Origin of the sequence: Listeria aquatica, from assembly GCF_014223975.1 — a bacterium.
Lineage (GTDB): Bacteria > Bacillota > Bacilli > Lactobacillales > Listeriaceae > Listeria > Listeria aquatica.
Genome location: NZ_JAARRM010000003.1, coordinates 154,142 through 167,401, shown reverse-complemented (window position 1 = coordinate 167,401; position 13,260 = coordinate 154,142). Strand labels below are relative to the sequence as shown.

Below are 13,260 nucleotides of genomic sequence, written 5' to 3'. Positions count from 1 at the left end.
GTGAACTATTTTAAACATAAAGGTGGTTAATTAATGGCAAATTTGTCCATGTCTTATCTAGAGAGTTTAACGATCAAAGAGATTTATGCGCTCGCTAAAGAACATAAAATTGCATATTACAGCAAACTGACTAAAAAAGAACTAAGTTTTGCATTGCTTAAATCAAATGCAGAAAAAGAAGGGTTCTTTTTCATGGAAGGTGTGCTGGATATTATTCCGCAAGAAGGCTTTGGCTTTTTGCGACCAATCAACTATTCTGCTAGTTCAGAAGATATTTACATTTCTGCTTCGCAAATTCGACGATTTGACTTGCGCACGGGGGATAAAGTTTCTGGAAAGGTGAGACCACCTAAAGAAAATGAACGCTACTTTGGTCTGCTACATGTGGAAGCAGTAAATGGCGAGAACCCTGAGGTGGCAAAAGAACGAGTTCATTTCCCTGGGCTCACGCCACTTTATCCGAACCGACAAATTGATTTGGAAACTGGTCAGTACCCGCTTTCTATGCGAATGGTGGATATGATTTCTCCCATTGGATTTGGGCAACGTGGGCTGATCGTAGCTCCTCCAAAAGCTGGGAAGACGATTTTACTAAAAGAAATTGCCAATTCCATCACGGAAAATCATCCAGAAGCAGAATTGATTGTACTCTTAATTGATGAACGACCTGAAGAAGTAACAGACATTGAACGTTCAGTTTCTGCGGATGTGGCAAGTTCAACATTTGATGAAGTACCTGAAAATCATATTAAAGTGGCAGAACTTGTTTTGGAACGGGCGATGCGGCTTGCTGAACAAAAACGAGACGTCATTATTTTGATGGATAGCATTACTCGGCTTGCGAGAGCGTATAATCTTGTGATTCCTCCAAGTGGACGGACGCTTTCTGGTGGGATCGATCCAGCTGCTTTTCATAGACCTAAACGTTTCTTTGGCGCGGCGCGAAACATCGAAGAAGGCGGGAGCTTAACGATTCTTGCTACAGCGTTGATCGATACGGGTTCAAGAATGGATGATGTGATATACGAAGAATTTAAAGGCACAGGAAACATGGAACTACATCTTGATCGTACACTTGCTGAAAGAAGATTGTTCCCGGCGATTGATATTAGACGTTCTGGAACACGAAAAGAAGAATTACTGCTTGCAAAAGAACGACTAGATCAACTTTGGAAAATCCGGAAAGTTTTGCCTGTGCAAGGCGATGCACTTGATATGTCAGAACGATTCATTCGCTATATGAAAAAGACGAAAACCAATCAAGAATTTCATGAATTATTGAATGAAGAAATGTTTAAAAAATAACTATTGCTTGTTTGCGCATCAGTTGTTATAATTATCATACTGTGTGTTTCTTGCAGTGAATTTCTCTGTTTCAGATGATTCAGGGCGAAGGAGTTGAAAAGAAATGAAGACTGGAATTCATCCTGATTACCGTCCAGTTGTTTTCGTTGATACTAGTACTGATTTTAAATTTTTGTCGGGTTCTACAAAACCGTCAAATGACACAATCACTTGGGAAGATGGTAACGAATATCCGTTACTACGTGTCGAAATCTCTTCTGATTCGCACCCTTTCTATACTGGTAAACAAAAACATGCGACTGCAGACGGCCGTGTGGACCGCTTCAACAAAAAGTACGGACTCTAAAAAGTTCGCGCAAACGAAGCCTAATCATGAAGGAACAAATACATCTCTTCTTAGAGGTGTATTTTTTTTGATGTTTTAAAGCAGAATAGTCAGTAAAGTGGAAGAAATGTGAAGGTTCGAATAAGAGGGTTTACATCCTTGAATAATCGTGCGTATAATAAAGAAGAGATCAATACTTTTCAAAGGAGGTTTTCATGTGAAAGCAAAATTACAAGTAGGTGTGTTAGGATTTGGTACCGTGGGAAGCGGCGTTATTCGTATTCTAAAAGAACACCAAGAAAAAATCAGCCAAGTGACGGGCTATGATATCACCGTAAAGAAAGTACTTGTACGCGATTTAGAAAAGAATCGCCGTTACGAGGCAGAAGGTTTTACCTTAACAACCGAACCAAAAGACGTGCTAGATGATCCAGAAATCGCTGTTATTGTAGAAGTAATGGGCAGCATTACAACCGCACATCATTACATTTTGCATGCACTGAAAGCAGGGAAAAGTGTTGTAACCGCAAATAAAGATTTAATTGCTATTCACGGAGATGAACTCGTAGCAGTGGCGCAAGAAAACCACTGCGATTTATTTTATGAAGCTAGTGTAGCAGGTGGGATCCCCATTTTGAGGACGATTGTGAATAGCCTAGCTGCGGATAGAATTAAAAAAGTTTTAGGGATCGTAAACGGGACGACAAACTACATGTTAACGCAAATGACAGCCTCCAATAAAAGTTATGAGGAAGCTTTGCAAGAAGCGCAGGATCTGGGTTTTGCTGAGTCTGATCCAACGAGTGACGTAGACGGAATTGATGCGGCCCGCAAGATGGTTATTTTAACGAGACTAGCCTTTGGAATGAATGTAAACCTGGACGATGTGAAAACTAAAGGGATTCGTGGCATTTCCCAAAAAGACATTGCAATCGCTTCGCAGCTTGGCTATAGAGTGAAATTAGTTGGACAAGCCGAGGAAATTGATAATACAGTTGATGTTGCGGTCGGTCCAGTACTTCTTCCAAAGGCGCACCCACTTTCTGGCGTAAGTGATGAAAATAATGCCGTTTTTGTAACTGGAGCAGCTGTTGGAGAAACAATGTTTTATGGGCCCGGGGCTGGCGAAATGCCAACTGCAACGAGTGTCGTAAGCGATTTAATCACAGTGGCTAAAAATACCAAACTTGGAACGATCGGGAACGTGTTTAATCGTTTTGTCCATGAAACAAAGTATACACCGGCAGAGAAAGTTTTTTCGAAATATTACTTCCGGATGCAAATGAATGATAAAACAGGGACATTTTTAAAGTTAACGAAAATATTTGTTGATGCAGGTGTTAGCTTTGATAAAATCTTGCAGGAACCAAATGATAAACATACGGCAACGGTAGTGATTATTAGTCATGCTGCAAGCCGCAATCAAATTGACGAAGCTGTACGCGGCGTGAATGCGGAACCTGAGATGCGCCTTATTACACAGTACGCGGTCGTGGAGGGATAAAGATGTACAAAGGTTTACTAGAGACATATAAAGATAATCTGCCAATTACAGAAGCGACACCTCTCCTCTCGCTATCAGAGGGAAATACGCCTCTCATTCCACTTCTTCACTTGTCAGAAGAGCTGGGCGTTGAACTTTACGGCAAATTTGAAGGGCTGAATCCGACCGGCTCGTTTAAAGATCGGGGAATGGTAATGGCTGTTGCAAAAGCGAAAGAAGCGGGAGCAGAAGCAGTTATTTGCGCATCGACAGGAAACACATCGGCTTCTGCTGCAGCTTATGCGGCACGTGCAGGCATGAAAGCTTATATTGTAATTCCAGACGGCAAAGTAGCTCTTGGAAAATTAGCACAAGCTGTCATGTATGGTGCAGATATTATTGCGATTGCAGGAAACTTCGATCAAGCCTTAGACGCCGTGCGAGAACTTGCGGAAACAGAAGCTGTTACCCTTGTCAATTCAGTAAACCCATTCCGTCTTGAAGGGCAAAAAACGGCGGCTTTTGAAATTTGTGAAGATCTGGGAAAAGCCCCTGACATACTTGCTATCCCAGTAGGTAATGCTGGAAATATTTCCGCTTACTGGAAAGGCTTCAAAGAATGGAATGACAAACATGGAACTGGTCTTCCAGAAATGCACGGCTTTGAAGCAGAAGGAGCAGCGGCCATCGTGAAAGGTGAGCGAATCGAAGCGCCTGAAACGATCGCAACGGCCATCCGGATTGGGAATCCGGCCAGCTGGAAGCTGGCCGAGGCGGCACGTGATGAATCGGGTGGCGCCATCACGGCTGTTTCGGATGAAGAAATTATTGAGGCATACAAGCTTGCGGCCGCACGCGATGGTGTCTTCATTGAACCGGGATCGGCCGCTTCACTTGCAGGTGTTATCAAGAGTTTGAAGGAAGGGCGCATCAAGCAGGGCTCGAAAGTGGTTTGTGTCTTCACTGGGAATGGCTTGAAAGATCCAGATACAGCTATGAATGTGCATGCTTTTGATATTGCGCATATCGAAACAATTGATGCGATGCGAGATCATTTGCGAAACGGAGTGAGAGTCTAATGCGCATCCGAGTCCCAGCAACAACAGCGAATCTTGGACCTGGTTTTGATTCTTGCGGACTTGCGCTTGATTTATATTTGACGCTTATTGTTGGTGAAGAAAGTAAAGCTTGGCGGATTGAGCACCAACTTCCGGATGAAATTCCGACAGATGAAACCAATATGGTCATTCAAGTGGCTAAAAAGGTGGCACCTAATCTTAAGCCTCACAACTTGATTATGGAATCGGATATCCCGCCAGCAAGGGGGCTTGGCAGCAGTTCAGCTGCAATTGTTGCTGGAATTGAGCTGGCTAATCAACTTGCAAAACTTGGTCTTTCGAGTGAAGCAAAAGTGAGGCTTGCTGCAGAATTTGAAGGTCATCCTGATAATGTTGTCCCCGCTATTTTGGGAGGGCTCGTCGTTTGTAGCAAGCAGCCAGATCGAGATTATTATGTGCAGCATGCTTTTCCAGATGCGGCGATCTTGGTTGTTATCCCAAAAGTAGCTTTGCTTACAAGTGAAAGTCGCGCGGTGCTACCACGCGTGCTTTCGTATGCGAATGCGGTTCGAGCGAGTAGTGTAGCTAATGTGATGGTTGCAGCTCTTATGGCAGGCGATTTACGACTTGCTGGTAAAATGATGGAACGCGACTCGTTTCATGAGAAATACCGGGAGAAGCTTGTCCCACACTTAAGTGTGATTCGGAGTAAAGTAGCCGAGTTTCATGGATATGCGGCGGTTCTTAGTGGGGCGGGACCAACTGTGCTCGTGCTTGCGCCACATGATGTGAGTGAAACGCTAAGGCGAGAACTGCGCGAGCTTGATTTGGAAGCGGAAGTGGAGGCGCTTCGCACGGAGCATAATGGGGTGCGCGTTTTTGAGTGAAATAAAGTGATAAAGGAAGCCCGGCCAAAAGTAGCCGAGCTTCTTTCTTTAAGCAAAATCGAAATTTCTTGCTTCCCTATCCAATTTTTTTAGGGACTGTGGTAGAATAGGAAAAGAGTTTTAGAAAAGAGGGTATGGATTTATGGCACAGTTATTTTTTCGTTATGGTGTGATGAACAGTGGGAAAACGATTGAAATTTTGAAAGTAGCACATAATTATGAGGAACAAAATAAGCCGGTTGTGATTTTTACGTCTGGTATTGATAATCGTGACCAGGTGGGTGTTGTTTCAAGTCGAATTGGCTTAAAACGGGATGCGATTCCGGTTTTTTCTGATACGAATATTTTTGAACAGGTAAAGGCAATTGAACCACGCCCTAGTTGTGTTCTGCTAGATGAATCACAATTTCTTGAGAAACACCATGTCTTTCAACTTGCGCATATTGTGGATGAGCTTGGGATTCCTGTTATTGCTTATGGGCTAAAAAATGATTTCAGGAATGAGTTGTTTGAAGGATCGAAATATCTGTTGCTGTATGCAGATAAAATTGAAGAAATGAAGACTATTTGTTGGTTTTGCGCGAAAAAAGCAACAATGGTTTTGCGTGTTGATGAAGAAGGAAAGCCTGTCTATACAGGAGAACAAATTTTAATTGGCGGAAATGACCAGTATTATCCGGTTTGCAGAAAGTGTCATGCGCATCCGCCAATCGATCAATGAAAGGTGAGGGATGAAATCAATGTATGATCGTTTGCAAGCGGTTGAAAACCGCTATGATGAACTAAATGAGTTATTAAGTGACCCGGAAGTAGTTGCGGATGCAAAAAAATTGCGTGATTTATCAAAAGAACAATCTAGTATTGCAGAAACAGTGGAAACGTATCGTCACTATAAAGAAGTAACCTCTGGTATTGACGAAACGAAGGAGCTTTTGTCTGAAAAACTGGATGATGAGATGCGTGAACTTGCGAAAGAAGAGCTAAGTGGTCTGCAAGAAGAAAAAGCGGAGCTGGAAGAAAAATTAAAATTGCTTCTTGTACCGAAAGATCCCAATGATGATAAAAATGTTATCATGGAAATTCGTGGTGCAGCAGGCGGCGATGAAGCCGCTCTTTTTGCGGGAGATTTGTTCCGGATGTACAGTCGATATGCAGAGTCACGTGGCTGGAAGGTTGATGTGATGGATGCGAGCCCAACGGGAATCGGTGGTTACAAAGAAATTATCGTGATGATAAATGGAGCGGGGGCGTTTTCGCGCTTGAAATATGAGAATGGAGCTCACCGTGTGCAGCGGGTTCCAGAAACGGAATCGGGCGGACGGATTCACACGTCTACGGCAACGGTTGCTATTTTGCCAGAAGCAGAAGATGTAGAAGTGGATTTACAGGATAAAGATATTCGTGTGGATACTTTTGCTTCAACTGGTGCTGGCGGACAAAGTGTTAATACGACGATGTCGGCTGTAAGGCTTACGCACATTCCAACGGGGATTGTTGTCTCGATGCAAGATGAGCGTTCCCAAATCAAGAATAAAGAAAAAGCGATGAAAGTCTTGCGTGCTCGGGTTTATGATAAATTTGAGACAGAAGCACGCGAAGAGTATGATGCAAACCGGAAATCGGCAGTTGGGACGGGTGACCGTTCTGAGCGAATTCGGACATACAACTATCCTCAAAACCGAGTGACCGATCACCGGATTGGTTTGACGATTCAAAAACTCGATCAAATTATGGAAGGCAAGTTGGATGAAATCATCGATGCGCTTATTTTAGAAGATCAGACAAGTAAATTGGAGCACTTAAACGATGCCGAATAAGCAAACAATTGGTTCAATTCTTCATGAAGCGGCTCAAATTTTAAAAGCGCGGAACTTGGATTTGAATGCAGCAGAGATTTTACTTGAAACAAGGCTCGGGCTAAAAAGAACAGAACTTTGGTCGAGCTTTGACCGCATTTTAGAGGAAAAGCATGAGCTTCAGTTTAAGGCAGACTTTGATCGTTACTTAAATGGCGAACCTGTGCAGTACATTTTGAACATTGCCCCGTTTTATGGGTACGACTTTTATGTGGATCAAAATGTATTAATCCCGCGACCTGAAACAGAGGAACTTGTCTTGCTGTGCGAGCAGTTTCTAAAGAAAAATAAACAAAAAACAGTACTTGATGTTTGCACAGGAAGTGGCATCATTGCGATTTCTTTAAAGAAACTTTTTCCAGAGCTGGAGGTTTTTGCTTCGGACATTTCAGCTGGCGCACTGGCTGTTGCACGAAAAAACAGTTTAGCACTTGATGCCCCGGTGACTTTGGTTGAGACTGATTTGCTGGATGCTTTTAAGCACGAGGGACAAACTTTTGATATCGTTGTCGCGAATCCCCCTTATATTGCTGAACGCGAGAAACAAGAGATGTCGGCTTACGTTCTTGCGAACGAACCAGAGCTAGCTCTCTTTGCGGAAAAAAATGGCTTAGCAATTTATGAGCGCCTTATAAAGGACTTGCCTCATGTGCTGAATGATAGATTCTTAGTGGCGGTTGAAATTGGTTATACGCAAGGGGAAGCGGTGCAAGCCTTATTTACATCGACCTTTCCAGAAGCGAAGACCTATATTCACCGAGATATCAATCAAAAAGATCGCATTGTAGTTTGTTCGAATTTGTTAAATTGAGACATTGACTGAGGAGTCGTGTCTTTTTTTGTAGCGTACCACGCATCAGTTTGTGGATAACTTCTTGGGGAAAGGGGTTCAAAAATGTAAATTATTCTTTGTTAAGGCAGTCTGAAACAGGGTTTGGGACAGATATCCACAAATCCACATTAAGTTATCCCCAGGGAACAAGTTATTATCCACAATCTGGGGATAACTTTTTAGCCACAAAAGATTGTAAAACGAGTGGGAAAGAAGTTAGAATAAGACAAGAAGGCGAAAAAAGGAGTATAAAAGATGGAAACAAAACTTTGGAATATTGATCAAGGAAAAGAAATCTATCAGGAAGCAGCAGAATTGCTTCGTTCTGGAGAGACAGTGGCCTTTCCAACAGAAACAGTTTACGGTCTTGGTGCTGATGCGACAAATCCAGATGCGGTCAAGCAAATTTATGAAGCGAAAGGTCGTCCATCCGATAATCCATTAATTGTTCATATTGCGGATGCTAAGCAAATGCAGGAGTTTATCGCCGAGGTTCCTGAAAAGGCGGAGAAACTAATGGAAGCCTTTTGGCCAGGACCGCTTACGCTGATTTTACCAATTAAACCCGGAGTGCTTGCAGAAAGTGTCACGGCGGGCCTAAAGACAGTTGGGGTTCGGATGCCCGTTCATCCTGTTGGCTTGGAGCTACTACGGATTACGAATCGGCCGGTTGCTGCTCCCAGTGCCAATCGCTCCGGACGTCCAAGTCCGACAACTGCTCGACACGTAGAAGAAGATTTGAGTGGACGAATTTCGGCGATCATTGATGGAGGAAGCACTGGTGTTGGTCTCGAATCAACTGTGCTAGATGTGACTTCTGATACACCAGTGATTTTGCGGCCAGGTGGTGTTTCAACGGAGCAAATTGAGGAAGTTATTGGAGAAGTTCGTTCTGCTCGAAACATCCCGCAAAAAGAAGAAGTTCCGAAGGCGCCGGGAATGAAATATACACATTATGCACCTCTTGCGCCGGTTTATCTCGTTGAAGGGGGAGCTGCCTTTTGGGATAAACAAATCAAGCGTGGTCTTGACCGAGGCGAAAAAGTAGGATTGCTACTTTCGGATGAGCTCGCGGCGGAAATTCGAGAGCCGGTAATGAAAATTAAAATTGGGAGCCGGGCTCAGATGGACGAAATCGCAAGGCGTTTGTATGATGGATTGCGATTGTTTGACCACACAGATACGACTTTGATACTCGCAGAAACGTTCTCAAAAGATGGAATTGGGGATGCGGTGATGAACCGACTTGAGAAAGCCGCGGGAAATAAATATTTAAATGAAACAAGTGAATTACCGCGATGAATGTGTTGCTAATTTGTACGGGGAATACTTGTCGCAGTCCAATGGCAGAAGGAATTCTTCGAGCGGCTAGGCCAGATATCTTGGTTCGTTCGAGAGGACTGAGTGCGGAAGAAGGAGCTCCGCTTTCAACTGGAGCGAGGCAAATTTTACAGGATAAGGGGCTTTTGTTTTCTCATGAAGCCCATTTACTTCACCAAGAAGACTTAATGTGGGCGGACAAAATTTTTGTGATGACTTCGGCTCAGTTAGCCTTACTTCGGTCGATTTTTCCTGCAGAAGAAAAGAAAATGGCGCTTATTTCACCAGATGGCGTGGATGTTTTTGACCCGTTTTCTGGTGGAGTAGCGGAGTACCGAGCTGCTTTTAATGCCTTAGAAACGGCTATTTCCGAACGCTTTCTATAAGTGAAAGTGTTCACTTTCTAAATTTACTAAAAAGTCTTACAAAACGCTTGCTTTTTATTTTTTTTTGCGTAATGATAGAGATAATTGAAATGAAGAATTCGACAAAAAACAAAAAAATAGGAGGTTGGGTGTATTGGTTTATCTGCAAAAAGGAGATACTGAGGTTTTTAATGCAATTCACTTGGAACTCGGAAGACAAAGAAATAACATTGAGCTAATCGCATCGGAAAACTTTGTAAGTGAACAAGTTCTTGCAGCTATGGGATCTGTCTTGACCAACAAATATGCGGAAGGGTATCCGGGACGGCGATATTATGGCGGGTGCGAATATGTTGATATTGTTGAAAACTTGGCAAGGGACCGAGCAAAAGAGCTTTTTCATGCGGATTATGCCAATGTTCAGCCTCACTCAGGAGCGCAAGCTAATATGGCTGTTTATCAGGCGGTGCTTTCGCCTGGGGATAAAGTTCTCGGCATGAATTTAGCGCATGGAGGGCATTTGACGCACGGGAGTCCTGTGAATTTTAGCGGTGTGCTATATCATTTTGAGGAATATGGCGTTGACCCTGAATCGAAGCAAATTGATTATGATGAAGTTCGGAAAGTAGCGCTTCAAACGAAGCCAAAATTAATTGTAGCGGGAGCAAGTGCTTATCCACGGGCAATTGATTTTGCGAAGTTTCGCGAAATTGCTGATGAGGTGGGTGCGCTTTTCATGGTTGATATGGCTCATATTGCCGGACTTGTTGCTGCGGGTCTTCATCAAAACCCTGTAGAGTACGCAGATTTTGTCACAACGACAACGCATAAAACGCTTCGAGGTCCTCGAGGCGGAATGATTCTTGCGAAAGAAAAATGGGGACAAAAAATTGATAAAGCTGTCTTTCCGGGAATCCAAGGTGGACCACTCATGCACATTATTGCGGCAAAAGCAGTAGCCTTTGGTGAAGCCTTACAACCTGAATTCAAGGAATATCAAGCTCAAATTATTAAAAATGCGAAACAGTTAGCTGCGACTTTACAAGAAAATGGGGTTGATGTGTTAACGAATGGAACAGATAATCATTTGCTATTGATTGATTTAAAAGCGTTAGGCATTACGGGGAAAGATGCAGAAATAGCGCTTGATTCTGTTGGTATTACAGTGAACAAGAATTCTATTCCGTTTGAAACGGAAAGTCCGTTTGTAACAAGTGGGATTCGTGTTGGGACAGCGGCCGTAACAACACGAGGATTCGACGAGGAAGCAATGGTTAAGGTTGGGGAACTTATTGCTAAAGTGCTGCATCATTTGAATGAGCAAGCTATTTTAGATGAGGTACAAGCAGAAGTGATAAGCTTTATGCAAAATTATCCGTTATATGAAGATATGTAAAAAGAGAAACAAGGTAGAGAAGTTTATTTTCTATCTTGTTTTTCTATGAAGACGATTTTTTCTGTTGCACTTGAGCTGTCTTCTGATACAATTAAGAAGAGAAATTTCGATATGAAAAAGGAGCGGAACGGAAATGTCAGAAGTACATGTAACAAGTCATCCATTAATTCAACACAAGCTAACTATTCTTCGCGATAAAGAAACAGGGACGAAAGCATTTCGTGAACTTGTCGATGAAGTGGCCACTTTAATGGCGTATGAAATTACTCGTGATATGGAACTCGAAGAAACAATGGTCGAAACACCTATTCAAAAAACAAAAGCGAAGTCACTTGCAGGGAAAAAGGTCGGTGTTGTTCCTATTTTGCGTGCAGGTCTTGGAATGACAGACGGAATCTTAAAATTGATTCCTGCGGCAAAAGTTGGACATGTTGGGTTATACCGAGATCATGAAACGCTTGAACCTGTCGAGTACTTTGTGAAACTTCCTTCTGACGTTGAAGAAAGACTTTTCATTGTTGTTGACCCCATGCTTGCAACGGGTGGTTCAGCAATTATGGCGATCGATTCACTTAAAAAACGCGGTGCGAAAAATATGAAATTTATGTGCCTAGTAGCGGCTCCAGAAGGTGTTAAAGCCCTTCAAGAAGCACATCCAGATGTAGATATTTATATTGCAGCGCTTGATGAAAAACTAAACGAAGACGGATATATTATCCCCGGCTTGGGAGATGCGGGCGATCGTTTATTCGGAACAAAATAGAAGAGGTTGAGGGATATGGCAAAAATTAAAGTGATGAGTGTTTTTGGGACAAGGCCTGAAGCAATTAAAATGGCACCACTCGTCCATGCACTTAAGGAAAATTCGGATCGGTTCGAGTCGGTTGTAGTCGTAACGGCGCAGCATCGAGAAATGCTTGATCAGGTTATGCAGATTTTTAATATCGAAGCAGATGTAGATTTAGATATTATGAAAGCGGGTCAAACGCTAAGTGATATAACATCACGAGTTTTATCTGGTCTAGTCGAAACAATCAAGCAGGAACAACCTGACATTGTGCTTGTCCATGGAGATACGACAACAAGCTTTGCTGCTGGTTTAGCTTCGTTTTATGAACAAACAGCAATCGGGCATGTGGAAGCAGGGCTAAGAACATGGAATAAGTACTCACCGTTTCCTGAAGAAATGAACCGCGAACTTACAGGGGTTTTAGCTGATCTGCACTTTGCACCAACGGATACGGCAAAAGAAAATTTACTGCGTGAAAATAAGAAGGCGGAGACCGTTTTTGTAACGGGAAATACAGCAATTGATGCATTAAAAACAACAGTACAGGAAGACTATTCACATCCGATTTTAGATGCCTTGGGGGATCATCGTTTGATTTTAATGACAGCTCACAGACGGGAAAACCTCGGCGAACCGATGCAAGGAATGTTCGAAGGTGTGCGTAAGATTGTTGAAGAGCGCCCGGATGTTGAACTCGTTTACCCGATGCATAAAAATCCTGCTGTAAGAGAAAAGGCTCTCAGCATTCTTGGCGGACACGATCGAATTCATTTGATTGAGCCATTAGATGCGATTGACTTCCATAATTTCTTGAAAAAATCTTACTTAGTTTTTACCGATTCAGGCGGTGTACAAGAAGAAGCGCCAGGAATGGGGGTTCCGGTCTTGGTTTTACGTGACACAACTGAACGGCCGGAAGGTGTGGAAGCTGGGACGTTAAAATTAATTGGTACTCAAAAAGAAGCTCTAATTAGCGAAGCTTTATTGCTACTTGATAACCCAGCAGAGCATCAGAAAATGAGTCAAGCAAGTAACCCATATGGAGACGGAGAAGCGTCTAAGCGAATCCTTGAAGCGATTTCTTCTTATTTTAACGATACAGAACGACCAGCGGATTTTAAAACAAATTGATGTAAACAGGCAGTTATCCAGTAAGGAGACTGTCTGTTTCTTTTTCGGTTAAATGAAAACGCCTTATTATTACATGTTTATTACATAAGGGATTAAGGGTAGAGCTTTTTTGTAACATGTGATAATATGTTCAATGTTATCAATCAAATGGACCTAGAAACGTACTTTCATTCATCAAGGGATAGAGCGCTGCAATGCATTCTTTTATTCCCGCCGGCAAAAATTGCTGACAGAAATAGAGTTGCGGCTTTGAAGGGGACTATCAATCGGGGAGTGAAAGAACTGCTTTTGTGTTCTTTTTCAGTAGAAAAGTGCTTTCAAATTCTCGATTTTAAAGAAATGAGAGCCTTTTACAATTGTGAAAGGCTTTTTATTTTCTTAAGTTTGTGAAATCATATACTTGTTTTTTGAGTAGGCTTTTCTAAGTATCGGAGGTGTTTATGGAAACGAACTTGAGCTATGGATTTCATGCGATAAGCCTTTACAAAAAAGTAAACAAAAAAACAATCAAA

At 42.6% G+C, this 13,260-nt stretch carries 13 protein-coding genes; all 13 read left to right on the top strand.

What is annotated here, in order from left to right:
- The first annotated feature begins 33 nt into the window (after window positions 1-33).
- Complete coding sequence (rho, locus tag HB912_RS09465) at window positions 34-1,305, top strand: transcription termination factor Rho (protein ID WP_036073213.1); 1,272 nt, start codon at window positions 34-36, stop codon at window positions 1,303-1,305.
- Window positions 1,306-1,408: 103 nt separating this feature from the next.
- Entirely contained in the window at window positions 1,409-1,651 is a 243-nt protein-coding gene (locus tag HB912_RS09460; protein ID WP_036073211.1) for a type B 50S ribosomal protein L31, read from the top strand.
- 196 nt (window positions 1,652-1,847) lie between these two features.
- On the top strand, window positions 1,848-3,134 hold the full coding sequence (locus tag HB912_RS09455; RefSeq protein ID WP_185374071.1) for a homoserine dehydrogenase: 1,287 nt from the start codon (window positions 1,848-1,850) through the stop codon (window positions 3,132-3,134).
- A 2-nt stretch (window positions 3,135-3,136) separates the two neighbouring features.
- Window positions 3,137-4,192, top strand: a complete 1,056-nt coding sequence (thrC, locus tag HB912_RS09450; protein WP_185374069.1) for a threonine synthase — start codon at window positions 3,137-3,139, stop codon at window positions 4,190-4,192.
- Window positions 4,192-5,058 carry a homoserine kinase gene (thrB, locus tag HB912_RS09445; protein WP_185374067.1) on the top strand — a complete coding sequence of 289 codons (867 nt, stop codon included), beginning with the start codon at window positions 4,192-4,194 and terminating at the stop codon, window positions 5,056-5,058. The genes thrC and thrB overlap by 1 nt, the downstream gene beginning before the upstream one ends.
- A 142-nt stretch (window positions 5,059-5,200) precedes the next feature.
- Window positions 5,201-5,779, top strand: coding sequence for a thymidine kinase (locus tag HB912_RS09440; RefSeq protein ID WP_036073204.1), 579 nt, complete (start codon window positions 5,201-5,203; stop codon window positions 5,777-5,779).
- A 19-nt stretch (window positions 5,780-5,798) separates the two neighbouring features.
- Window positions 5,799-6,875, top strand: coding sequence for a peptide chain release factor 1 (gene prfA, locus HB912_RS09435; RefSeq protein ID WP_185374065.1), 1,077 nt, complete (start codon window positions 5,799-5,801; stop codon window positions 6,873-6,875).
- On the top strand, window positions 6,865-7,725 hold the full coding sequence (gene prmC, locus HB912_RS09430) for a peptide chain release factor N(5)-glutamine methyltransferase (RefSeq protein ID WP_185374063.1): 861 nt from the start codon (window positions 6,865-6,867) through the stop codon (window positions 7,723-7,725). Before prfA ends, prmC begins: the two co-directional genes overlap by 11 nt.
- 276 nt (window positions 7,726-8,001) lie before the next feature.
- Complete coding sequence (locus HB912_RS09425; protein WP_185374061.1) at window positions 8,002-9,048, top strand: L-threonylcarbamoyladenylate synthase; 1,047 nt, start codon at window positions 8,002-8,004, stop codon at window positions 9,046-9,048.
- Window positions 9,045-9,452: an arsenate reductase/protein-tyrosine-phosphatase family protein gene (locus HB912_RS09420; protein ID WP_185374059.1), complete on the top strand. Its 408-nt coding sequence runs from the start codon at window positions 9,045-9,047 to the stop codon at window positions 9,450-9,452. Before HB912_RS09425 ends, HB912_RS09420 begins: the two co-directional genes overlap by 4 nt.
- 133 nt (window positions 9,453-9,585) lie before the next feature.
- The gene (gene glyA / locus HB912_RS09415) at window positions 9,586-10,827 is read left to right on the top strand and encodes a serine hydroxymethyltransferase (protein ID WP_185374057.1); all 1,242 of its coding nucleotides are present in this window, start codon (window positions 9,586-9,588) and stop codon (window positions 10,825-10,827) included.
- Window positions 10,828-10,960: 133 nt separating this feature from the next.
- Window positions 10,961-11,590, top strand: coding sequence for a uracil phosphoribosyltransferase (gene upp / locus HB912_RS09410; protein ID WP_036073198.1), 630 nt, complete (start codon window positions 10,961-10,963; stop codon window positions 11,588-11,590).
- Window positions 11,591-11,605: 15 nt separating this feature from the next.
- Complete coding sequence (gene wecB / locus HB912_RS09405) at window positions 11,606-12,748, top strand: non-hydrolyzing UDP-N-acetylglucosamine 2-epimerase (protein WP_185374055.1); 1,143 nt, start codon at window positions 11,606-11,608, stop codon at window positions 12,746-12,748.
- Window positions 12,749-13,260 lie beyond the last annotated feature (512 nt).